Raw genomic sequence first — 23098 nt, forward strand, 5'->3', positions numbered from 1 at the left:
AATACCCGTTTTTTGAACAGTTTAGCAGCTTCCCGATGGCAACACAGGCGGAAGCATCCGATTCGACTTCCGGTAGTGACAGGCGACCTGTATGTTCCGACCCCTTTCGTTCTATATCGGGCTGCGATACACCGCAGCCAAGCGACGGAATCACTTCATCTCCTTTATTTCCCTGACGTCCATGATTGGACTGATGCTGGGTGTGGCAGTGCTCATCATCGTGTTGTCGGTGATGAACGGCTTTGACCGGGAGCTGAAAGAGAAGGTTCTGGGTATGGTGCCCCATGCTGTCGTCAAAGGGGACCCTTACCTTGCGGACTGGGAAACAGTGGACAGTCGGGTAACAGAGCATCCGCGGGTGCTGGCCGCTGCGCCTTTCATTGAGGGCCAGGGCATGGTCACCGGCGGAGGCAACGTCCGCGGTGTACTGATCAAGGGCATTATCCCGGAACAGGAAGACTCGGTTTCCATTATTTCCAGCCAGATGATTGAGGGTAGCCTGGGCGATCTGAAATCGGGCGAGTTTGGCATCATCGTCGGCCGGCCACTGGCAGCAAGCCTGAGGCTGCAGGTTGGCGACAAGCTGACCGTGGTACTGCCGGAAGCCTCGGTCAGTCCCGCGGGGGTCATGCCGAGGCTCAAGCGCTTTACCGTCGCCGGTATTTTCAGTACCGGTGCGGAGCTGGATGGCAATTACACACTCATTCACATGGATGACGCCGGCAAGCTGATGCGCACCGGGGGGCTCGCCGAAGGTGTGCGCTTGCTGGTGGACGATCTGTTTGCCGCCCCGGCAGTGGTGGAAGAAGCAGCTCTCAGCCTGGGCGGGCGCTATTACATTTCTGACTGGACGCGCACCCATGGCAGCCTGTTCAGTGCCATCCAGATGGAGAAGACCATTATTGGGTTGCTATTGATGTTCATCGTTGCTGTAGCGGCGTTCAACATCGTTTCAACCCTGGTCATGGTAGTGACGGACAAGACTGGCGACATCGCAATTTTGCGGACCATGGGGGCCACCCCTGGCCGTATCATGCGTATCTTTATGATTCAGGGTGCCATCATCGGGGTGTTCGGGACCCTCGTGGGCACGGGGCTGGGAATCCTTGGAGCACTTTATATCAGTGACCTGATCAGCGGACTGGAGAGCCTCCTCAATCATCAGTTCCTGAACGCCGATGTCTATTTCATCAGTTACTTGCCGTCGGACCTGCAGTGGCTGGATGTGGCCATTATCAGTAGCGCCGGACTTGTCATGAGCCTCCTGGCCACGTTGTATCCGGCCTGGCGGGCATCCCGCGTCGACCCGGCGGAGGCCCTCAGGTATGAATAAGGACACTGACATGCAAACCGACGTACGCCCGGTCATTGAGTGCCGTAACCTGACCCGCACCTACAAAGAGGGGCCGGCCACTCTGACCATCTTTTCCGACATTTCGCTGACGGTTGGCGCCGGGGAAACGGTCGCCATTGTCGGTAGCAGCGGTGCCGGTAAGACCACCTTGCTGAACCTGCTGGGCGGGCTGGACAAGCCTTCCACCGGTGATATCAGTATCTGTGGCGAGCAGATCCACCGCATGAGCGAGGCCAGGCGTGCCCGTTTCCGTAACCAGCACCTGGGGTTTGTCTACCAGTTTCACCACCTGCTGCCGGAGTTTTCAGCCCGGGAGAACGTCATGCTGGCCTGTACCCTCGGCGGAATGTCTGTGCGCGAGGCCGGTCAGAAGGCTGATGCCATGCTGGACCAGGTAGGACTGGGCGAGCGCCTGGCCCATAAGCCGGGGGAGTTGTCAGGTGGCGAACGTCAGCGGGTGGCCATCGCTCGCGCCCTGGTGAACGAGCCGGAATGTGTGCTGATGGACGAACCCACCGGTAACCTGGACGAACAGACCGGTGAAAGTGTTCAGCGATTGATTGAAGGCTTACGGGACCGGCTGGGTATTGCGTTCGTGGTCGTGACCCACGACATGTCAATGGCGCGAAGCCTGGGTCGTGTGCTCAAGCTGGAGCAGGGCAGGCTGCATCCGCTGCCGGTGGCCTCATAGCTCGCTGCGGCGTCGTCGCCAGTCCTTGCGTACCTTCCTTCGCCAGAGATACTGGATGACCAGGTAGCCGGCGCAACCAGCTACCGTAGCCACCGCCACAGAGCCAATATAAAGGGGAATGCCGATTTCCACGATGCGCTCGCTGAGCCAGTGCCAGGACAGCTGGAACTCGAACGTAATAACCGGTCGGTCCAGCAGCATTGCTCCGATTTTGTAGTTGAAGTAGAAAATGGGCGGCATGGTGAGCGGGTTACTGATCCACACCAGCGCCACAGATAACGGCAGGTTGGCGTTGAGCATTACAGCACCGAATGCCGCCGCCAGCATCTGGAAGGGCATTGGAATAAACGCCAGAAAGACGCCGATAAGAAACGCGCGGGCGACACTGTGCCGGTTTATGTGCCACAGGTTGGGCTCATGGACAATATCCCCGAGAAAGTGCAGTGACTCAATAGAGCGCACCCTTTCCGGTGACGGGATATAGCGTTTCATGAACTTCTTCGGCATAACGAAGAAAAGCCTGTTTGCCGGGGTGCTCCGGAAACGTCAGTAGCCGGGCCCGCGTGCTTGCTTGACTGGACACACAAGACGAAGGAAAGCGTCTTGTCTGGATAGGGACGGTCCGATTGATGGGGACACGGATCGCCGCCTTTGCCTGCGGCGTCATCATACTTTACTCCGGGCTTTTTACGCCACCATGGGCACTGCTCTGTACCGGGCTGGTACTGATAGTGATTGCCGCAAGGCCCGGGCTTTTACCTTCCCCGGTTGTGTTGATTCTCTGCTGCTTGCTGGCAGGACTTGCCTGGTCGTCCCTGTTCGCGCAATGGCGCCTCTCGGACCGCCTGGACCCGGCCCTTGAAGGTCAGCCACTCACAGTGTCCGGCTATCTCTGCTCAGCCCCCGCACCTGGTGCCTGGGGCAGTGTGCGTTTCAGTCTGTGTCTTGACGGTAATCGTCCCAGCGGAGTTCCAGGGCGTCTTCGCCTCGCTTGGTATGGCGACGATACAACGCTCGCGGTACCCACCCCCATGACGACCACGGTCGTATTGAAGCGGCCCCATGGAGTGGTTAATCCGGGGGGCTTTCGTTATGAAACCTGGCTGTTCCGCAAGGGTTATGGTGCTACCGGATCGGTTCGCAACGTCCTGGCAAACCCGGATGGCTCCTGTGGGCTGGCATGCCATTACCATCGCTGGCGGCAACGCCTCGTGCAATCTGCCGATGCAGCACTCGATGGCACATACCACAAGGCCCTGACGCTGTCGTTGCTGCTGGGTTACCGGGGGCAACTGGACAATGCCCATTGGGACGTGCTGCAAGCAACTGGCACTGTCCACCTGGTGGCAATTTCAGGGCTCCACCTCGGGTTGGTGGCGGGTATCACCGGACTTTTACTGCGTGGCCTGTTCGCCCGACTGCCCACCCGAGGTGCCTTACTGCCCGGCCAGCGGCATGGGACCTGGCTGTTGGTGGTTGCGGCGGCCGTGGGTTACGCCTTGCTGGCAGGCTTCACAGTGCCTACCAGGCGGGCAATGCTGATGGTGGCAATTGCCGGCTGGCTGATACTGGGTGGTCGTATCACCGGGCCCTGGCAGGCCTGGTTGATGGCGCTCGGGCTGGTCTTGGTGACAGACCCACTTGGGCCGCTGGATCAGGGGTTCTGGTTGTCGTTTGGCGCCGTCGCAATATTGATCCTGATGTTCAGTCGGCTACACGGCAGGCCGGGCCCTGTGATGGCCCTGGTGCTGGCCCAGGCTGCGGTATTCGCCGGGCTCTGGCCCATCCTCGCAATACTGGGCCAGGGCGCCGCCTGGGCCGGATTGCTGGCCAATATTGTCGCTATCCCCTGGCTTTCCCTGTTGGTTATGCCTCTGTTATTGGGGGTTGGTGCCATCCTCCTGGTCACCGGAGGGTTCCTGCCGGGGCCAGTGCATGTCGTGCTTGACGCTGTGCTCGGCAGCCTGTGGTGGGTTCTGGTGCAACTTGCACAGATCGAGCTGCCCGCAGGGCGATTGCCGGTATGGATAGCATCTATCGTCGCTATTATGGTTCTGCTGGCGCTGTGGCTGCCGGAAAACCGATTCCGACTGGCCAGCAGCGGGATGACCGTCCTGCTGCTGGTACTTCATGGGAGTACCAGCCACACCCGGTGGCAGCCAACGCCGAGAATCTGGGTATGGGATGTGGGGCAGGGGTTGTCGGTGCTGGTGCACCACCAGGACCAGAGCCTGCTTTACGATACCGGGCCGGAGTCTGCGTCTGGTTACAATGCCGTGTCGGAGGTTTTGAGGCCTTCGTTAGAGCGTATCGGGGTGAACACGATAGACACCCTGGTGGTCAGCCATGGTGACCGGGATCATGCCGGTGGTCTTTCCGAGTTGCTGACCCAGTTCAGGCCTGGCCGGATTATTGCCGGGGAGCCTGGCCGTCTTTCGGGTGACGCCGCTGAAGCGGCCGAGCCCTGCCGAGGTCAGTCGCCACTGCTGGTCGGGCAGGTGACGGTAAGCTTTTGGCAAGCCGAACAGCGCCTTACCGGTGCAGATGCCAATGATCGCTCCTGCGTGTTGATTCTTGCCTATGCCGGTCACCAGGTGCTCCTGCCCGGGGATATTTCCCGCATCACGGAGCAACAGTTGATGGCGGACCATCCCGGGCTTGCCGGGCGCGCTGGCGAGCTCACAGTGGTGGCGCCGCATCACGGCAGCAAAACATCCTCCGGGCCGAAGTTCGTGAATGGCCTTGCGCCGGAGCGGGTCATTTTCACCGCCGGTTATCGCCACCGGTACGGCCACCCGCATCCGGAAGTGGTTGCCCGCTACCATGACGCGGGCAGTGAGCTGCTGAATACGGCTACCTCCGGCGCGCTGCGCCTGGACCTGGGGCAGGGAGGGGCCGATATCACGGAGTGGAGGCAGGGCGGATCCTTCTGGATACGGGCTCCGGAGCGGCCGTCTCCAACCCGTAGTGAGTAATCCTTCCCATACGTCGCGTTCGGATGTGGTCTGATTTCGTGGCTATGCTAAAGTAGCGCCGCTTGTAACAGATCAGGGGAGACTGTGCGTGTTTGAGCTTCTGAAAGCGGGCGGCATCGTGATGGTGCCTATTGTATTGTGCTCCATTCTGGCATTGGCCATTATCCTGGAGCGGCTCTGGACGTTGCGTCCGTCCCGCGTGGCGCCACCGGATGTCATGGCTGAGCTCTGGCGCTGGATCAAGGCGCGGGAACTCAACGGCCGCAAGCTCAAGGCCCTGCAGGCCTCTTCGCCCACCGGGCGGGTGCTGGCCAGTGGCCTGATGAACGCCAAGCATGGTCGCGAGGTCATGAAGGAAAGCATTGAACAGGAAGCGGCCCAGGTCATCCATGACCTGGAACGGTTCCTGAACCCTCTTGGCACGATTGCTACCATCGCTCCGCTGCTGGGCCTTTTGGGCACCGTCATTGGCATGATCAAGGTTTTCTCACGGATGCAGGGCGCGGGCGCCGCCAATATTGCAACCCTCTCTGGCGGCATCTCGGAAGCGCTGGTGACAACCGCAGCCGGTCTCACCGTGGCTATCCCCGCACTGATTGCCCATCGCTACCTGATCCGTCGCATTGAGGCGCTGGTAGTGGGCATGGAGCAGGAAGCAATCCGCCTGGTGGAAGTGGTCCATGGTGATCGCGAAATTGACGTTGAGGGAGCCTGACGGCCGTGAAATTCCAACGCCAGCGTAGCCGTGAAGTGGGCGTCGATCTGACGCCACTGATCGATGTGGTGTTCCTGTTGCTGATTTTCCTGATGGTATCCACCACACTGCCCAATGATACCCATCTCAATATCCAGTTACCGCAAGCGGATGGCGAACCAGTGACAACGGAGGTTGAGCAGATTGATCTGGTGATAAACGCTGATGGGCATTACATTGTGAATGGCCGCACACTGATCAATAATCGGCGAGGAACCCTGGAGCAGGCGATCCTTGACGTCGCCGGTGACAGCAAGGCCCTTCCGTTCGTGATTACGGCGGATGCGCGAACGGCTCACGAGTTTGTCATCCGGGCCATGGATGTTGCCGGCAAGCTTGGCTTTACCCGGATCAGTTTCACCACGGATCCTACATCGGATGATTCATAGGGAACCCCTGGTCTGTTCCGATCAGAGGTTCCTCAAATCCGGCAACCACCTGGCAGGGCAATGAACCAAGCTGAAGCTTCCAACTGGCAGACCTACCGGCGTCTGCTCAAGTACGTCAAGCCATTCTGGATCGCGTTTTCGCTGGCGGTCGTTGGCAATATCATCTATGCCGCTGCATCCACGGGGATGGCTGCATCGATGGAGTACGTGATCGAGGCTATCGAGAACCCCAGCGCACAGAACCGCATAATGCTGACCGGGTTGATTGTGGGCGTCTTCGCCTTTCGGGGTGTGGGGACCTTTATGGGGCAATACTTCATTGCCTACGTCGGTCGCCATGTGGTCAATGCCCTGCGTAAACAGGTCTTTGATCGTTTGCTGGCATTACCCTCCCGCTATTTTGACAACCATGCCTCTGGCCGTCTGGTGTCGAAGCTCACCTTTAATGTCGAGCAGGTAGCCGATGCCACTACCAGTGCCGTTACCATATTGCTCAGGGAAGGGCTGACGATTGTTGGCCTGCTGATTTTCATGGTCTACACCAATTGGAAGCTTACCCTGGTGTTCGTGGCAATCGGCCCGTTGATTGGTCTTGTAGTGAGTTATGCCAGCAAGCGTTTCCGCAAGATCAGCCGGCGTATCCAGAGTTCCATGGGGGATGTAACCCATGTCTCGTCGGAGTCCATAACCGGTTATCGGGTTGTGCGCACCTTTGGCGGTGAGGAGTACGAGCGAGAGCGTTTTGCCGACGTCGCCGACCGCACCATGAAGCAGGGGCTGAAAATGGCATCCACCCAGGCGATTGCTACCCCGGTTGTGCAGGTACTTGTGGCCTTCGCGATTGCCGCCCTGGTCTGGGTTATGCTGGCGCCTGAAATCCGCGGCACCATGACGACCGGTGAGCTGGTCGCCTTTATTACCGCGGCGGCCACCATGGCCAAGCCCATCCGGCAGGTTACTTCCGTACACAGCAAGATACAGAAAGGCGTTGCCGCCGCCCATGATGTCTTTGGCACGATGGACGAGGAACCGGAGCGAGATGATGGCGGGTATGCGCCGGCACGGGTCCAGGGCGAGATCCGGTTTGACGATGTTTGCTTCCGCTACCAGGACAACCTGGACGATGTGCTTCATCACATCAACCTGAACATCCCGGCGGGTCAGAGCGTGGCACTGGTTGGCCGGTCGGGCAGTGGCAAATCCACCATGGTGAGTCTGCTGCCGAGGTTCTATGAGTATTATCAGGGCCGGATCCTTATCGATGGTCGCCCGATCACCGAATTCAGCCTGAGCGCACTGCGAGCGCAGATCGCCCTGGTCACCCAGAACGTGGTGCTGTTCAATGACTCCATTGCCGCCAACATTGCCTATGGCTCGTTGCGGGGCCGCTCCCGGGAAGAAATCGTCGAAGCTGCCCGCAAGGCCCACGCCATGGAATTTATTGAAAGGATGCCGGAGGGGCTCGACACCATGGTGGGCGACAACGGCGTCATGCTTTCGGGCGGCCAGCGACAGCGCCTGGCAATTGCACGGGCACTGCTGAAAGACGCGCCCATACTGATCCTGGATGAGGCCACCTCCGCGCTGGACACCGAATCCGAACGCCATATCCAGGAAGCGCTGGAGGTGGTGATGGAAGGACGCACCACCCTGGTCATTGCCCACCGGCTGTCCACCATCGAAAAGGCCGACCGCATCCTGGTCATGGAGTCCGGCCAGATCGTGGAAGACGGCGACCACCGGCAATTGCTGGAGGCCGGCGGCGCCTACGCCCAGCTTCACCAGATGCAATTCAGTGAAGGCGAATGACGGATCTGACCGAACGGTTGTGGTATGGAAGGAGGCCGCTCCTGTGGCCGCTGTGGCCACTTTCCTGGCTTTACCAGACGGTGGCCAGCTGGCGTCGTAACCGGCTGACGAGCTCGGCGGAACCGCTGCCGGTGCCGGTAGTAGTGGTGGGTAATATCACCGTCGGTGGTACCGGGAAGTCGCCGTTGACGGCCTGGCTGGCTTCCCATTTCCGGGAGCAGGGCTGGCGACCGGTCATCCTGTCCCGCGGATACGGCGGCAAGCACACCGGCGATGTCCCCTTGCTGGTGGGACCAGACACTAACCCGGCCGAGGCGGGGGATGAACCGGTGATGCTGGCGGCCCAGACTGCTTGCCCGGTGGTGGTTCACCCCCAACGGCTGGCTTCGGCTCGCATGGCCCTCGACCAGGGCCTTGGCAACCTCTTGCTCTGTGACGATGGACTCCAGCACTACGCCCTGGCCCGGGACGTTGAAATTTCTGTCTTTGATGGGGCGCGGGGTGTCGGCAACGGTGCCAGCCTGCCAGTTGGTCCCTTGCGGGAACCGGTCGGGCGGTTGCAGGATGTTGACCTGGTGGTCGTCAATGGTGTTCCGGGAAAGCGCGTGCCGGAACACCCCAGGCGCTACGCCATGATGCTTCATCCTGCAGGGGTGCGCCACCTGCTGACCGGAGTCACGAAAGCCGCCGGACCCTGGCTGAAGGGGCAGTCATGTGTGGCACTGGCGGGTATCGGCAACCCAGGGCGTTTCTTCGATCAGCTCAGGGATCTGGGTGCCGAGGTCGAGGGCCGCGCGTTCCCGGACCATCACCGATATACTGAACAGGATATCGCCACCGGCGATGAGCGCCTTGTGTTGATGACAGCCAAGGACGCTGTCAAGATTCAGCCTTTCGCCAACGAGCGTTGCTGGGTCCTGGATGTGGCGCCCCAGTTGCCAGCCGGGTTCGGTGCCGCAGTAGACCGGGTCCTTGACCTCAAACTGGCCGCCCGTGGCCTGGATGCTTCCCTACTACGAGAGACATGACATGGACAAGAAACTGATTGCCATGCTGGCCTGTCCGGTGTGCAAAGGCGACCTGAAACTGGACCGGGAGCGGAATGAGATGGTGTGCTATGCCGATGGCATGGCCTTCCCCATCCGCGAGGGTATCCCGGTGATGTTGGCCAGTGAGGCCCGTACCCTGAGTGCCGACGAACGCGTCGACCGTTCACTTGGGTGACAGCGTGTCTTTTACCGTCGTTATTCCCGCACGCTTCGCCTCGTCCCGGCTGCCCGGAAACCGCTGGCGGATATTGGCGGTGCGCCGATGATTCGCCACGTATACGAACAGGCCTGCAAGAGCCGGGCTGGCCGGGTTCTGGTGGCCACAGACGACGAGCGTATCGAGCAGGCATGCCACGGCTTTGGCGCCGAAGTATTGATGACCTCCCGGGACCACGCCAGTGGTACCGACAGGTTGCAGGAAGTGGTCGCCCGCCTCGGCCTTGCGGACGATGCCAGGGTAGTGAATGTCCAGGGCGATGAACCCCTGATTCCGCCTGCCCTGATCAACCAGGTTGCGGATGCCCTCGAAGAATACCGTGAAGCGGCGATCTCGACCCTGTGTGAACGAATTCATGAACCCGCAGAGCTGTTTAACCCAAACGTCGTTAAAGTTGTGCGGGACCACGACGGCTATGCCCATTATTTCAGTCGGGCGCCGGTGCCCTGGTCCCGGGCTGACTGGCAGGCGAACAAGGTGCCGGAGCAATTGCCTGAGGGCTACCAGGCCTGGCGGCATATTGGTATCTATGGCTACCGGGCCAGCCTGCTGCATCGGTTTGTAAGCTGGCCGCCGGCCCCTACGGAACTCACTGAGAGCCTTGAGCAGCTGCGGGCTCTCTACCAGGGAGAACGTATCCACGTCAGTGAGGCAAGAGAGCCCCCCCCGGCCGGTGTGGATACCCGCGAAGACCTCGAGCGGGTCCGGCAATACCTGGCGTTAAAGCACTGACAAAGGAGAATCCAATGAGCGACCCGATTCGGGTATTGTTCGTGTGCCTCGGCAATATCTGCCGGTCACCGACTGCTGAGGGCGTGTTCCGCAAGCACCTGGAAAAACATGGACTGGCGGACCTCGTGGAGGTGGACTCCTGTGGAACCGGCAACTGGCACGTAGGCTCAGCGCCGGATGAGCGTGCCCGCAAGGCTGCGGCTGAACGAGGTATCGATATTGGCCACCTGCGCGCCCGCCAGTTCCGCCCGGTGGACCTGGAGGCGTTCCACTATATCCTCACCATGGATCGTCAGAACCTGGCGGACATCCGGGATGTGTGGACGCAGCAGGGCGGCACAGAGCCCCGTCTGTTCCTGGATTACCTGCCCGACAACTCCGTAACCGAAGTGCCGGATCCTTACTACGGCGGTGATGATGGTTTCGACCACGTACTGGACCTGATTCACCAGGCCAGTGAAGGCCTGCTGGCCGACATCCGGACTCGCCTGGACTGATGCGCCCCCGTCACCTGATTGAGAATGCTGACCTTCAGTCGCTAAGCACCATGGCGACCCCGGCCACGGGCCACTACCTGGTCAATGCTGAAACCCCGGAAGATGCCGGCATGGCACTGTCCTGGGCCAGCCGGGAAGGACTACAGGTACAGGTGGTCGGTGGTGGTAGCAACCTGATCTTCTGTGACGACTTCCCGGGACTTGTCCTGCATATGGCCCTGCGGGGCAAGCGCTGGGAGGCAGTAAATGGAGATGAGGCGACGCTGGTGCTGGCCGCCGGGGAAAATTGGCACCAGGCAGTTCTCTACGCAGCGGGAGCCGGCTATCGTGGTATCGAGAACCTTGCACTGATACCCGGTACCGCCGGGGCAGCACCGGTTCAGAACATTGGCGCCTATGGAGTGGAGCTATCGGACTCATTTGTCAGTCTGCTCGCCTGGGACCGGCAAGCCGGTGGGCCGGTGACCCTCGATAAGGATGACTGCCTTTTCGGATATCGGGACAGCTTGTTCAAGCAGCAACCCGACCGGTATCTGATCCTGGAAATCCGCCTGCGCCTGAGTCGCAGCCGTGCGTTCGAGCTGGGGTATGGCGAGTTGGCCCAATGGTTTGACGGGGAATCCCCGGACTCCCCCCTGGCAGTAGCAGAGGCGGTGATGGCCGTTCGCCGGCGCAAACTGCCAGACCCGGAACAACTGCCGAACGCTGGCAGCTTCTTCAAGAACCCGGTGGTAACTTCAGAACAATGGGAAGCATTAAAGGGTAAGTGGCCGGATATCGTGGCCTACCCGACGGACAGTGGCGTCAAGCTCGCTGCCGCCTGGCTGATTGATCAGTGCGGCTGGAAAGGGTATCGCAACCGGACGGTGGGCGTACACCACCGCCAGGCGTTGGTGCTGGTGAACCATTCCCGGGGAAGCGGCAAGGAAATACTCGAACTGGCCCGACGCATCCGGGACGATGTGCTAGCGCGTTACGGCGTGTCGCTGGAAATGGAGCCCGGCGTTGTTCCAAAGTCCTGTGGACAGGACTTGTCAGCCTGATTCAGGGCAGGGTCCTCGCAGCCAGCCTGGATTAAGGGGTGTCAGGCCGGCTGCAAGGAGAGGGCTCTACGAGCGGTGGCGGGGCGAGGCCGCGAGCAGGAAGTCCAGGACGTTTTCCACTGGCAGGTCCTGTTTGTCGGCGTCCTGTCGACCCTTGTACTCCAGGGTTCCAGCACCCAGGCCCCGGTCGGAAACCACCACCCGGTGGGGCAGGCCCATCAGTTCCAGGTCGGCAAACTTCACACCCGGGCGTTCGTTCCTGTCATCCAGGAGCACATCAAAACCGGCCTCGGTAAGCTGGGCGTAGAGTTTCTCGCCGGCTTCCTGTACGGCTGGTGACTTGTAGCCGTTCAGTGTGACGATAGCCACTTCAAAGGGTGCGATTGCCTCCGGCCAGATGATACCCCGGTCGTCGTGGTTCTGCTCGATGGCAGCAGCCACAATTCGTGATACCCCGATGCCGTAGCAGCCCATCTCCAGCACGGCGCTCTTGCCATGCTCATCCAGCACGGTGGCGCCCATGGCCTTGCTGTATTTGTTGCCCAGCTTGAAGATATGGCCTACCTCGATACCCCGACGGATTTCGAGCGTCCCTTTGCCATCCGGGCTGGGGTCACCTTCCACGACATTGCGGAGGTCTTCCACCCGGCCCAGGGAAACGTCCCGCTCCCAGTTAACGCCGGTGAGGTGGTAACCCTCCTTGTTGGCGCCGCAGACAAAGTCCGACAGGTGCGCGGCTGCACGGTCAACAATCACCGGTACCGGCAGGTTTACCGGGCCAATGGATCCCGGTGCACAGCCGGTGGCCTGCCGAATTTCCTCGTCAGTGGCCATGGTCAGGGGCTCGGCCACGCCTTCCAGGTTTTCCGCCTTGATGTCGTTCAGCGTGTGGTCGCCGCGCAGGATCAGCGCGACCAGCCCTGCGTCTTCACCTTCGGGCGCTTCTGCCTTGACCAGCAGGGTCTTGACGGTCTTCTCAGCCGGCACTTTCAGGAACTCGGCGATGGCCGCGATGGTGGTTTGGCCGGGGGTGGCAATCTCGGTCATGGTTTCAGACGGAGCCGGACGATCACCGGCCGGTGCCAGGGCTTCTGCCTTTTCAATATTGGCGGCGTAGTCGCTGTCGGTGCTGAAGGCGATTTCGTCCTCGCCGGAGGAAGCCAGTACATGGAACTCGTGGGAGGCGTTGCCACCGATGGCGCCGGAGTCCGCCACCACCGGACGGTAGTCCAGGCCCAGGCGGTCAAAGATGGCGCAGTAGGTGCGATGCATGACCTCATAGGTCTCATCCAGGGACTCGCCACTGACATGGAACGAGTAGGCGTCCTTCATCAGGAATTCACGGGCACGCATAACGCCGAAGCGGGGGCGGCGTTCGTCCCGGAACTTGGTCTGGATCTGGTAGAAATTTGCCGGCAGTTCCTTGTAGCTCTTCAATTCGTTGCGGATAAGGTCAGTGATGACCTCTTCGTGGGTAGGGCCGAAACAGAAATCCCGGTCGTGCCGGTCTTTCAGGCGCAGTAGCTCACCACCGTATTGTTGCCAGCGGCCGGACTCCTGCCACAACTCCGCGGGCTGCACCGCCGGCATGAGTACTTCCTGGGCACCGCTGCGGTCCATTTCCTCCCGCACGATGCGCTCCACCTTTCGCAATACCCGCAATCCCAGTGGCAACCAGGTGTACAGGCCTGCCGCCAGCTTGCGGATCATGCCGGCACGCAGCATCAGCTGATGGCTGATGATTTCGGCATCGGAGGGGTTTTCCTTGAGGGTGGCAATCAGATAACGGCTCGCTCGCATTATGGTTTCCGTAACGAAGGAATGTAAGTGACTGTGAAAGGGTTATTGTACGTGCCCTGAGCCAGAAATGAACCGGTTATCCCTCGGCCTCGAGATATTTCAGGGGCAGCGCCGTGGAGTCAATCACGCGTCTCAGCACGAAGCTGGAATGTACGCCACTGACGCCGGGTATCCGCGTAATCTGATTGAGCAGGAACTCGTGGTAATGGTCCATATCCGGCACGACCACCTTGAGCATGTAGTCTGCGTCCTGGCCGGTGATCAGGTAGCACTCCTGGACCTCCGGATAATCGGCCACCTGCTGCTCGAAGGCCTCGAACCGTTCCGGGGTGTGACGGTCCATGCCAATGAGGATGATGGCGGTGAGTGATAAGCCCAGTTTCTTGTGATCCAGCACCGTAACCCGGTCGAGGATAATGCCGGCTTCTTCCAGCGCCCGGACCCGCCTCAGGCACGGCGAGGGAGAGAGTCCGACCGCCTCGGCCAGCTGCTGGTTATTGAGGGCACCATCACTCTGCAAGGCTTCGAGGATTCGACGATCGGTACGATCCAGTTTGTGCACTTCGCGGGACCTTGTTGGCATGATATGGCGCCCTTGGGTGATAAAATAGATTATTGTTGCCTTAAGTGTCCCATTGCTGACCAAAAAAGCAATCAAATTCCCGGTTATCTGCGTTATTATAGAAAAATAGCGATACACCTCTCGAATTAGCAAAAGGGCAGACACCATGGCTTTCGATCACAGCAAATACATTCCCTTCCAGCCGGTTCGTAAAACTGACCGCCGCTGGCCGGACAAGGTTATCGAAAAGGCTCCAGACTGGTGTGCGGTAGACCTGCGTGACGGTAACCAGGCCCTGGTCAAGCCCATGACGGTTGCGCAGAAGCAGCGCCTGTTCGATTTGCTGGTCAAGGTAGGCTTCAAGCAGATTGAAATCGGCTTTCCTGCGGCCAGCCAGCCGGATTTCGACTTCTGCCGCAAACTGATCGAAGAAAACCGGATTCCGGACGACGTTCGAATCCAGGTACTGACCCAGGCCCGCCCCGAGCTGATCGAGCGTACCTACCAGGCCCTGGAAGGTGCCAAACGGGCGATTGTGCATGTCTACAACTCCACCTCCACCGTCCAGCGAGAGCAGGTGTTCGGTATGGACCGTGAGGGTATCAAGCAGATCGCTGTCAACGGTGCCCGCCTGGTGCAGGAAATTGCGGCCCGCTACCCGGATACGGACTGGACCTTCCAGTATTCCCCGGAAAGCTTTACCGGTACCGAACTGGACTATGCTGCCGAGGTGATCGACGCGGTCACCGAGGTATGGCGCCCGGACCAGGGCCAGAAGGTAATTATCAATCTTCCGGCAACCGTGGAAATGGCCACCCCGAATGTATTCGCCGACCAGATCGAGTGGATCTGCGACAACATCCAGCGTCGTGAGCATGTCAGTATCAGCGTGCACACCCACAATGACCGGGGCTGCGGTGTTGCTGCCGGCGAGCTGGCCGTCATGGCCGGTGCTGACCGGGTCGAAGGTACCCTGATGGGTAATGGTGAGCGTACCGGTAACATGGACCTGGTCACCATGGCGATGAACCTGTACAGCCAGGGCATAGATCCGAAGGTGGATATGTCCAACATGGCCGAGATTACGGATGTGGTGGAAGCCTGCACCGAGATTTCCACTCACCCCCGCCACCCGTATGCGGGTGAGCTGGTCTTTACCGCTTTCTCCGGTAGCCACCAGGATGCGATCCGCAAGTGCCTGGCCTATCGCAAGGAAGGCGACAAGTGGAACGTAGCCTACCTGCCAATTGATCCGAAGGATCTGGGGCGCCGCTATGAGGAAGTGGTGCGCATCAACAGCCAGTCCGGTAAGGGCGGTGTTGCCCATGTGCTGGAGCGGGACTACAAGATCAGCCTGCCGCGCTGGTTGCAGATCGAGTTCAGTCAGTGTGTCCAGAAAGAGGCGGAGACTCACGGTGGCGAGATTGACTCCCATACCATCCACCGGCTGTTCGAGGACCGTTACCTGGCGGTGGACAATGCATGGCGTCTCACCACCTATGACCTGCACCGTGATGAAGAAGGCGTGAATGCTACGGTGAAGTTTGGCCAGCCAGCCATTGAGCTGAAGGGGCACGGCCTGGGTGCGGTGGAAGCGGTCGTTGCCGCACTGCAGGACACCTATGGCATCACCCTGGCAGTCGAGGCCTACGATGAGTTTGCTCTGGGCGAAGGCACCAACGCCAATGCGCTGGCCTGCATCCGTATTGTGGTGGATGGCGAGATCCGCAGTTCCGCCGCCCTGGCGGAAGACACAACCTCTGCCACCTTGCAGGCGCTGTTGTCAGCGGTGGGTAACCACGTCGGTGCACCGGAGTCTGTTGCCGCCGCAACGGCCTGATTTCAGACCGGACGTTCCCGGGACCTGGACGAAGTTCAGGTCCCCGGATACAGAAAAGCCGGCAACTGCCGGCTTTTCTTTTGTCCAAAGCCCGTGAGGGGCAATGGCCGGAAACCATAACCTCAAACCGGGGTTACGTTTTCCGCCTGGGGACCTTTCGGGCCCTGGGTTACGGTGAACTGCACCTGCTGGCCTTCAGCCAGGGTACGGAACCCGCTTGCGTTGATTGCGCTGTAGTGAACGAATACGTCACTGCCACCGTCCTGGGCGATGAAGCCGAAACCCTTGGACTCGTTGAACCACTTTACGTGGCCTGTTTTTGTGTCAGACATTGATCTTTCCTGTGTTTCTGAACGTTGTGCCCTCACGGGACCTTTCCTGAGTGCCGGCGCTCCATAGATAACCGCATTACTATGACAGCTGAACTACAGAAGGCACCGACACAGTTTTGCTGGGGATAGGGCAGTTGTACTGAGGGAAGGAGTGACCGAACGTCTGAGAGGCAGAGCGTTGTAACACTTTCACTTAATACCGCTGTCTTTCCACAGCAATTTCAGTATAGACCGAGTTCCGGGGGCGTCAAAGGTTTTTTCAAACGGCTCTGACGCCCCCTTTTTTCAACGAAATCAGTTCGCTTTCGCTCTGTTTGGACGGCCCGGTGAAGGGGTCAGTTGCGAAACTTCTGGTCGATTTCCTCGAGAATGGCGGGGTCATCGATGGTCGACGGCACAGACCATTGCTCACCGTCCGCAATTTGACGGATAACGCGGCGCAGGATTTTTCCGGACCGGGTCTTGGGCAGGCGGTCCACCACCATGGCCCGGCGGAAGCAGGCAATGGCGCCGATACGGTCCCTGACCATTTCCACCAGCTCTTCTTCCAGCTCGTCCGGGTCGATGGTGGCGCCGTCTTTCAGTAGCACCAGGCCCACCGGAATCTGCCCCTTCATTTCATCGCGGGCACCCACCACGCAGCATTCGGCCACTGCAGGGTGAGAGGCAACCACTTCTTCCATCTCGCCGGTGGAGAGCCGGTGTCCGGCAACGTTAATCACGTCATCGGTGCGCCCCATGATGAACACATAGCCATCCTCATCAATGAAACCACCGTCTCCGGAGCTGTAGAAGCCGGGAATGGGGTCGAGATAGGTCTTGCGAAAGCGGGCGTCGTCGCCCCACACCGTAGAAAGGCACCCAGGTGGAAGGGGCAGTTTTACGGCCACCTGACCCTGCTCGCCCGCGGGCATGGGGCGACCGTCGAGGCTAACCACCTGCACATTGAAACCAGGGGCGGGAACGGTCGCTGAACCGGGCTTGGTGCGCATTTCCTCAATGCCTACCGGGTTACAGCAGATGGCCCAGCCGGTTTCCGTCTGCCACCAGTGATCCAGCACCGGAAGGCTGGTATGTTCCTTGAGCCATTCGTAGGTGGACGGGTCGAGGCGTTCGCCGGCCAGAAAGAGGCGCTTCAGGGCACTGATGTCGTACTTCGCCATCAGGTCGGCTTCCGGGTCCTCCTTGCGGACGGCGCGGAAAGCAGTGGGTGCGGTGAAAAGGTAGTTCACCTTGTGGTCCTGGCAAACCCGCCAGAAAGCGCCGGCGTCGGGTGTCTTTACCGGTTTGCCTTCATAGAGGATGGTAGTGCAGCCCATGAACAAAGGCGCATACACGATATAACTGTGACCGACCACCCAGCCCACGTCCGAGGCGGCCCAGAATACATCGCCGGGCCGGCGCCGTAGACCAGTTCCATGCTGTAGCGAAGCGCCACGGCATGACCGCCATTATCCCGTACCACGCCTTTGGGCTTTCCGGTGGTACCTGAGGTATACAGGATATAGAGCGGATCAGTGGCGGCGACAGGAACGGGGTCTGCCGGAGTCGCGGTCGCCATTTCCTGGTCCCAGTCCGCGTCACGTCCGGCTTGAAGTTCAGCAGTCACCTGGGGACGCTGGAATACAATGCAGAATTCCGGCTTGTGGTCAGCCTCCTCGATGGCGCGGTCCACCAGTGGTTTGTAAGAAATAACCTTGGCTACTTCGATACCACAGGAGGCCGTAACAATGGCCTTTGGCTTGGCGTCACTGATCCTCACTGCCAGTTCGTGGGCGGCAAAGCCACCAAACACCACCGAGTGAATGGCCCCCAGCCGGGCGCAGGCGAGCATGGCGATCACTGCCTGGGGCACCATGGGCATGTAAATAATCACCCGGTCCCCGTGGCCCACCCCGCGTGCCTTGAGTACGCCGGCAAAACGGGCCACCTGGTCGGTCAGCTCGTTGTAGGTAAAGCTCTGTTGGGTGTCGGTGACGGGGGAGTCATAGATCAGTGCTTTCTGGTCGCCGCGACCGGCGCGAATATTGGCATCCAGGGCGACATCACTGGAGTTGATCAGACCATCGGGAAACCACTGGCCGTGGCCATTCTCGCTGGCTTTCCAGATTTCTTCCGGGGGGCGTATCCAGTCGATCGCGCGGGCTTTTTCTCGCCAGAATTCCTCTGGCTGGTCCACGGAGCGACGGAATTCCGATTGGTAGTCCATTGGTCCACCTCTCATAGCTTGGAGTCGGGTTGTTGTTTTTTTGATACCTGAGAACCTGACTGTAAGCCATCTGGCACGCAGAGGAAGTAGACCAAAGGCTAATCAGTTGTCAACTTCGGTCCCATCGGCGCCAGGATGGACCGAGTCGACAGTAGCTTCCAGCGTGCCCCTGGCCAGCCTGGCGCTTATCCGGTCCCCCGGAGCCAGCGTGGCCGGATCGCGGACCACGGTCTGGTTATCCGATGCGATGATGGTGTAGCCGCGCCCAAGGGTGGCCAGGGGGCTGACGGCGTTAAGGGTGCGGGCGGCGGATTCAAGTCGCTGGCTGCGGGTTTCCAGCTGCCGGCCCAGCGATGACTGCAGGCGCTCGCGGACTGATTCGACGCGTTGACTGTGTTCAGCAATCCGCCGGGTAGGTCGGTGGGTCAGCAGTCGTTGCTGGAGGTGGTCACTTCTGGTTCGCTCGCTATCCAGGCGCTGGCTGATTGCCTGCCGGAACCGCAACTCCATGTCGTCCAGGCGCTGGGCTTTTTCCTGTAGTTGCCGCCGTGGATCCCGTAGTCGGGACGTTAACTGATTGACGCCCGTCTGTTGTTGGCGCAGTTGTCGGGTCATTGCGTGGACGAGCCTGTGGCGGGTTTCGTCCAGGCGACTGATCCAGGTGGACTGGTCCGGTGAAATCTTTTCGGCTGCGGCTGATGGGGTCGGTGCGCGCAGGTCGGCCACGAAATCCGCGATGGTGACGTCAACTTCGTGCCCGACGGCGCTAACGGTGGGAATCGGGCAGGCTGCGATGGCGCGGGCAACGGCCTCTTCGTTAAAGCACCACAGGTCTTCCAGGGAACCGCCGCCCCGGCCGATGATCAGTACGTCGGCCTGGTTATGGCGAATGGCCCGGTTGATGGCGTCGACGATGCCTGCCGTCGCCGCCTGGCCCTGTACGGCCGTGGGGTAGAGAGTGACCGGAATACCTGGGCAGCGGCGGCCCAGCACGGTCAATATGTCATGGATCGCTGCGCCAGTGGGTGAGGTGACTACGCCGATGTGTCGGGGCGTGACCGGAAGCGGCTTCTTGCGCTCGGCCGCAAACAGTCCCTCGGCGTAGAGTCGGGCTTTCAGGGCGTCGAACGCCTGCTGCAGTGCCCCCAGGCCGGCCGGTTCCAGGTGCTCGACAATGATCTGGTAATCGCCCCGGGCCTCATACAGGCTGACCTTGCCGCGAATCCGTACCTGGTCGCCCTCTTTCGGTGTCTGTCTGAGCCGCTGGTTAAAGCCACGGAACATGGCGCACCGTACCTGGGCACGCTGATCCTTGAGGGAGAAGTACCAGTGGCCCGAGGAGGGCCTGGAAAGACCGGACAGTTCACCTTCCACCCAGGCTTGCATGAAACTGCTTTCAAGCAGGTGTCGGGCTTGCCGGTTGAGTTCGGAGACCGTCAGGGCGCGGGGGCGAACGGTGGGCGAGTCATCTGGGTACATCTGGGTCTCCGGACAGTAAAAAACGCCATGTTATCAGAACCTTCTCTGTCACCATACGGGTTTTCCGCTAGCGAGCCTTCCCAAAACCAACGGAAATTCAGCAAGATGCAGCATCCAGGTGGTCCTGGCCCGGTTTACTGTCGCGGCTGCGACATTTATAATAGTCCGATTAAGGTGACCGGTTCCGTTACGCGCTGAGACAGCGCCTTAAAACGGCGGTGCCGGGCCTCCACATGTTCTTTCTCAAAGGCGGGTCCCAATGTTGCGTATAGCCGAAGAAGCCCTCACGTTTGACGACGTTCTCCTGATGCCGGGATATTCCGAAGTGCTGCCCAAGCACGTCGATCTGCAAACCCGGTTGACCAAGGGCATTACCCTCAACATTCCGCTGGTTTCAGCTGCCATGGATACCGTTACCGAATCCGAACTGGCTATTGCCATGGCCCAGGAAGGTGGCATCGGCATCATGCACAAGAGCATGGGCGTTGAGCAGCAGGCTGCTGCGGTCCGCAAAGTCAAGAAGTTCGAAAGTGGCGTGGTCAAGGACCCCATCACGGTATCCCCGGCCACCACGGTCCGTGAGCTGGTAGACATTACCATGGCCAACAGTATTTCCGGCCTGCCCGTCGTGGATGGCAGGGACCTGGTAGGTATCGTAACCGGCCGCGATATTCGTTTCGAAAGCCGCATGGACACCCGTGTGGCGGACATTATGACTCCCAAGGACAAGCTGGTAACCGTGCGCGAGGGTGCCGACCTGGACGAGGTCAAGGAGCTGCTGCATCGCCATCGCATCGAGAAGGTTCTGGTGGTCAATGACGATTTCGAACTGCGTGGCCTGATTACCGTAAAGGACATCCAGAAGGCGAAGGACTATCCCCTGGCCTGCAAGGATGAGCAGGGTCGCCTGCGGGTTGGCGCGGCCGTGGGCACCGGGGGCGACACCGAAGCACGTGTTGCAGCCCTGGTGGAAGCGGGTGTTGATGTGATCGTTGTGGACACCGCACACGGCCATTCGGCTGGCGTTATCGAGCGGGTTCGCTGGATCAAGCAGAACTTTCCGCAGGTAGACGTTATCGGTGGCAATATTGCAACCGCCGAGGCGGCCATTGCGCTGGCGGATGCCGGTGCTGATGCCGTCAAGGTGGGCATTGGTCCGGGCTCCATCTGTACCACTCGGATCGTGGCGGGTATCGGTGTTCCGCAGATTACCGCGGTATCCAATGTGGCGGAGGCCCTGAAGGACCGCGGTGTACCCCTGATTGCTGACGGTGGTATCCGGTTCTCCGGGGATATCGCCAAGGCCATTGCTGCCGGTGCCTACAGCGTCATGGTGGGCAGCCTGCTGGCAGGTACCGATGAGTCCCCGGGTGAGGTGGAGCTGTTCCAGGGTCGTAGCTACAAGGCCTATCGTGGCATGGGTTCCCTCGGGGCCATGGGGCAGGGTTCCAGCGACCGTTACTTCCAGGATGCCAGCGAAGGCGTTGAAAAACTGGTGCCCGAAGGCATCGAAGGTCGGGTGGCCTGCAAGGGACCGATGCGTAATATTGTCCATCAGCTGATGGGCGGTGTGCGTGCTTCCATGGGGTATACCGGCAGCGCCGACATGGAAACCATGCGCACCAGGCCCCAGTTTGTCCGAATCACCAACGCGGGTATGCGTGAGAGTCACGTTCACGATGTGACCATCACCAAGGAAGCTCCGAACTATCGCATCGGCTGAGCCATCCCGATACACGGCCCGACTCCGGGCCGTTTCTTATTTCATGTTGAGGAATCCATGTCCCAGAACATTCATGACCACCGCATCCTGATTCTCGATTTCGGTTCCCAGTACACCCAGCTTATTGCCCGCCGGGTACGGGAAATCGGAGTTTACTGCGAGATCAGGCCCTTTGATCTCACCGCGGACGAGATCGAGGCGTTCCGTCCCAAGGGCGTCATCCTCGCCGGTGGTCCTGAATCCGTCACCCAGCTGGGAGGCCCCCGGGCGCCGGAAGGACTGTTCGAACGTGGCATCCCGGTACTGGGCATCTGCTACGGCATGCAGACCATGGCTGAGCAGCTTGGCGGCCGAGTGGCCAGTTCCGATAAGCGGGAGTTCGGCTACGCCCAGGTCAAGGTTCGCGCGGAAGGCCCGCTGTTACGGGATATCAAGGATCACCTGACGGCTCAGGGGGAATCCCTGCTTGATGTCTGGATGAGCCATGGTGACAAGGTGGTTGCACTGCCGGAGGGCTTCGAGCTGCTGGCATCCACCGAGAGCGCGCCAATCGCCGCCATGCAGGATACCCGTCGTGGCCTCTATGGCGTCCAGTTCCATCCCGAGGTCACCCATACCCTGCAGGGGCAGCGTATCCTCGAGCACTTCGTGAAGGATATCTGCCACTGCGAGGCACTGTGGACCCCGGCCCGCATTGTGGACGACGCTGTTCGCCAGATCCGCGAGCAGGTTGGTAGCGAGAAGGTACTGCTGGGTCTTTCCGGCGGTGTCGATTCGTCGGTAACCGCGGCCCTGTTGCACCGGGCAATTGGTGACCAGCTGACCTGTGTGTTCGTGGATAACGGTCTGTTACGCCTCCACGAGGGCGACCAGGTGATGGATATGTTTGCCCGCAACATGGGCGTAAAGGTCATCCGCGCCGATTCCGAAGACCTTTTCCTGGGGCGCCTCAAGGGTGTCCAGGACCCGGAGGAAAAGCGGAAGATCATTGGTAATACCTTTATCGAGGTGTTCGATGAACACGCCGCCGAGATTACCGATGTTAACTGGCTTGCCCAGGGCACCATCTATCCTGACGTGATCGAATCGGCTGCGTCCAAGACCGGTAAGGCCCATGTCATAAAGTCCCACCATAATGTTGGCGGACTTCCCGAGACCATGAAGCTCAAGCTGGTGGAGCCACTGCGGGAGCTGTTCAAGGATGAGGTGCGCCGAATTGGCCTGGAATTGGGCCTGCCCTACGATATGGTCTACCGTCATCCCTTCCCGGGACCGGGTCTGGGTGTGCGTATCCTCGGTGAGGTCAGGAAGGAATACGCGGAGATTCTCCGTCGTGCTGACGCCATCTTCCTGGAGGAGCTGCACCGGGCAGACCTTTACCACAAGACCAGCCAGGCGTTTGCGGTATTCCTGCCGGTGAAGTCTGTGGGTGTGGTCGGCGACCAGCGCCGCTACGAATACGTGATAGCCCTGAGGGCCGTGGAAACCATTGATTTCATGACTGCGCGTTGGGCACGCCTGCCCTACGAGTTGCTGGAGACGGTATCCAACCGCATTATCAATGAGATCACCGGTGTGTCCCGGGTGACCTACGACATCTCCTCCAAGCCCCCCGCGACCATTGAGTGGGAATAACAGCGGTC

General features: G+C 60.1%; 18 protein-coding genes and 2 pseudogenes. 14 read left to right on the forward strand and 6 right to left on the reverse strand.

From position 1 onward, the window contains the following. Positions 1 to 91: 91 nt before the first annotated feature. Positions 92 to 1333, forward strand: coding sequence for a lipoprotein-releasing ABC transporter permease subunit (locus LJ360_RS08900; protein ID WP_264995870.1), 1242 nt, complete (start codon positions 92 to 94; stop codon positions 1331 to 1333). Beyond that, the gene (locus LJ360_RS08905) at positions 1326 to 2045 is read left to right on the forward strand and encodes an ABC transporter ATP-binding protein (protein WP_091853574.1); all 720 of its coding nucleotides are present in this window, start codon (positions 1326 to 1328) and stop codon (positions 2043 to 2045) included. The genes LJ360_RS08900 and LJ360_RS08905 overlap by 8 nt, the downstream gene beginning before the upstream one ends. Here the strand turns inward: LJ360_RS08905 and LJ360_RS08910 are convergent. Continuing rightward, positions 2040 to 2552, reverse strand: coding sequence for a DUF2062 domain-containing protein (locus LJ360_RS08910; RefSeq protein ID WP_091853576.1), 513 nt, complete (start codon positions 2550 to 2552; stop codon positions 2040 to 2042). The two genes, LJ360_RS08905 and LJ360_RS08910, sit on opposite strands and share 6 nt — an antisense overlap. Before the next feature lie 122 nt (positions 2553 to 2674). On the opposite strand from LJ360_RS08910, the gene LJ360_RS08915 reads away from it, so the two are divergent. From LJ360_RS08915 to murB, 9 genes and pseudogenes are all read left to right on the forward strand, one after another. Then, positions 2675 to 5020, forward strand: a complete 2346-nt coding sequence (locus LJ360_RS08915) for a DNA internalization-related competence protein ComEC/Rec2 (RefSeq protein ID WP_264995871.1) — start codon at positions 2675 to 2677, stop codon at positions 5018 to 5020. Positions 5021 to 5108: 88 nt separating this feature from the next. Beyond that, positions 5109 to 5735: a MotA/TolQ/ExbB proton channel family protein gene (locus LJ360_RS08920; protein ID WP_091853580.1), complete on the forward strand. Its 627-nt coding sequence runs from the start codon at positions 5109 to 5111 to the stop codon at positions 5733 to 5735. A 5-nt stretch (positions 5736 to 5740) separates the two neighbouring features. Beyond that, a complete protein-coding gene (locus LJ360_RS08925) occupies positions 5741 to 6163 on the forward strand; it encodes an ExbD/TolR family protein (protein WP_091853582.1) in 423 nt (140 codons plus the stop codon). A gap of 60 nt (positions 6164 to 6223) precedes the next feature. Continuing rightward, the gene (gene msbA / locus LJ360_RS08930; protein WP_264995872.1) at positions 6224 to 7972 is read left to right on the forward strand and encodes a lipid A export permease/ATP-binding protein MsbA; all 1749 of its coding nucleotides are present in this window, start codon (positions 6224 to 6226) and stop codon (positions 7970 to 7972) included. After that, positions 7969 to 9000 carry a tetraacyldisaccharide 4'-kinase gene (lpxK, locus tag LJ360_RS08935; protein ID WP_264995873.1) on the forward strand — a complete coding sequence of 344 codons (1032 nt, stop codon included), beginning with the start codon at positions 7969 to 7971 and terminating at the stop codon, positions 8998 to 9000. The genes msbA and lpxK overlap by 4 nt, the downstream gene beginning before the upstream one ends. 1 nt (position 9001) lies before the next feature. Further along, the gene (locus LJ360_RS08940; RefSeq protein WP_264995874.1) at positions 9002 to 9196 is read left to right on the forward strand and encodes a Trm112 family protein; all 195 of its coding nucleotides are present in this window, start codon (positions 9002 to 9004) and stop codon (positions 9194 to 9196) included. A 4-nt stretch (positions 9197 to 9200) separates the two neighbouring features. Further along, a pseudogene (gene kdsB / locus LJ360_RS08945) lies at positions 9201 to 9970 on the forward strand (3-deoxy-manno-octulosonate cytidylyltransferase). 14 nt (positions 9971 to 9984) lie between these two features. Next, the gene (locus tag LJ360_RS08950; protein ID WP_264995875.1) at positions 9985 to 10467 is read left to right on the forward strand and encodes a low molecular weight protein-tyrosine-phosphatase; all 483 of its coding nucleotides are present in this window, start codon (positions 9985 to 9987) and stop codon (positions 10465 to 10467) included. After that, the gene (gene murB, locus LJ360_RS08955; protein ID WP_264995876.1) at positions 10467 to 11510 is read left to right on the forward strand and encodes a UDP-N-acetylmuramate dehydrogenase; all 1044 of its coding nucleotides are present in this window, start codon (positions 10467 to 10469) and stop codon (positions 11508 to 11510) included. Before LJ360_RS08950 ends, murB begins: the two co-directional genes overlap by 1 nt. A gap of 66 nt (positions 11511 to 11576) precedes the next feature. Here the strand turns inward: murB and LJ360_RS08960 are convergent, their stop codons facing one another. After that, complete coding sequence (locus LJ360_RS08960) at positions 11577 to 13310, reverse strand: proline--tRNA ligase (RefSeq protein ID WP_264995877.1); 1734 nt, start codon at positions 13308 to 13310, stop codon at positions 11577 to 11579. A gap of 76 nt (positions 13311 to 13386) precedes the next feature. After that, positions 13387 to 13893 carry an Lrp/AsnC family transcriptional regulator gene (locus tag LJ360_RS08965; protein WP_091853600.1) on the reverse strand — a complete coding sequence of 169 codons (507 nt, stop codon included), beginning with the start codon at positions 13891 to 13893 and terminating at the stop codon, positions 13387 to 13389. Between the two features lie 145 nt (positions 13894 to 14038). Between LJ360_RS08965 and leuA the strand changes: the two genes are divergently transcribed. Then, positions 14039 to 15712: a 2-isopropylmalate synthase gene (leuA, locus tag LJ360_RS08970; protein ID WP_091853602.1), complete on the forward strand. Its 1674-nt coding sequence runs from the start codon at positions 14039 to 14041 to the stop codon at positions 15710 to 15712. A gap of 122 nt (positions 15713 to 15834) precedes the next feature. Here leuA and LJ360_RS08975 read toward each other — a convergent pair whose 3' ends face one another. The 3 genes and pseudogenes from LJ360_RS08975 to xseA form a co-directional block, all read right to left on the reverse strand. Continuing rightward, positions 15835 to 16044, reverse strand: coding sequence for a cold-shock protein (locus LJ360_RS08975; protein WP_091853604.1), 210 nt, complete (start codon positions 16042 to 16044; stop codon positions 15835 to 15837). A gap of 335 nt (positions 16045 to 16379) precedes the next feature. Further along, a pseudogene (locus LJ360_RS08980) lies at positions 16380 to 18253 on the reverse strand (propionyl-CoA synthetase). Between the two features lie 102 nt (positions 18254 to 18355). Continuing rightward, positions 18356 to 19732 (reverse strand): exodeoxyribonuclease VII large subunit, encoded by a 1377-nt coding sequence (gene xseA / locus LJ360_RS08985; RefSeq protein WP_264995878.1) that lies wholly within the window; start codon positions 19730 to 19732, stop codon positions 18356 to 18358. Positions 19733 to 19991: 259 nt separating this feature from the next. Between xseA and guaB the strand changes: the two genes are divergently transcribed. After that, positions 19992 to 21455 carry an IMP dehydrogenase gene (gene guaB / locus LJ360_RS08990; protein ID WP_264995879.1) on the forward strand — a complete coding sequence of 488 codons (1464 nt, stop codon included), beginning with the start codon at positions 19992 to 19994 and terminating at the stop codon, positions 21453 to 21455. 57 nt (positions 21456 to 21512) lie between these two features. Continuing rightward, positions 21513 to 23090 (forward strand): glutamine-hydrolyzing GMP synthase, encoded by a 1578-nt coding sequence (gene guaA, locus LJ360_RS08995; protein ID WP_091853614.1) that lies wholly within the window; start codon positions 21513 to 21515, stop codon positions 23088 to 23090. Positions 23091 to 23098: the final 8 nt, after the last annotated feature.

Origin of the sequence: Marinobacter sp. AN1 (assembly GCF_026013985.1) — a bacterium.
In the GTDB taxonomy this organism is placed as follows: Bacteria; Pseudomonadota; Gammaproteobacteria; order Pseudomonadales; family Oleiphilaceae; genus Marinobacter; species Marinobacter segnicrescens.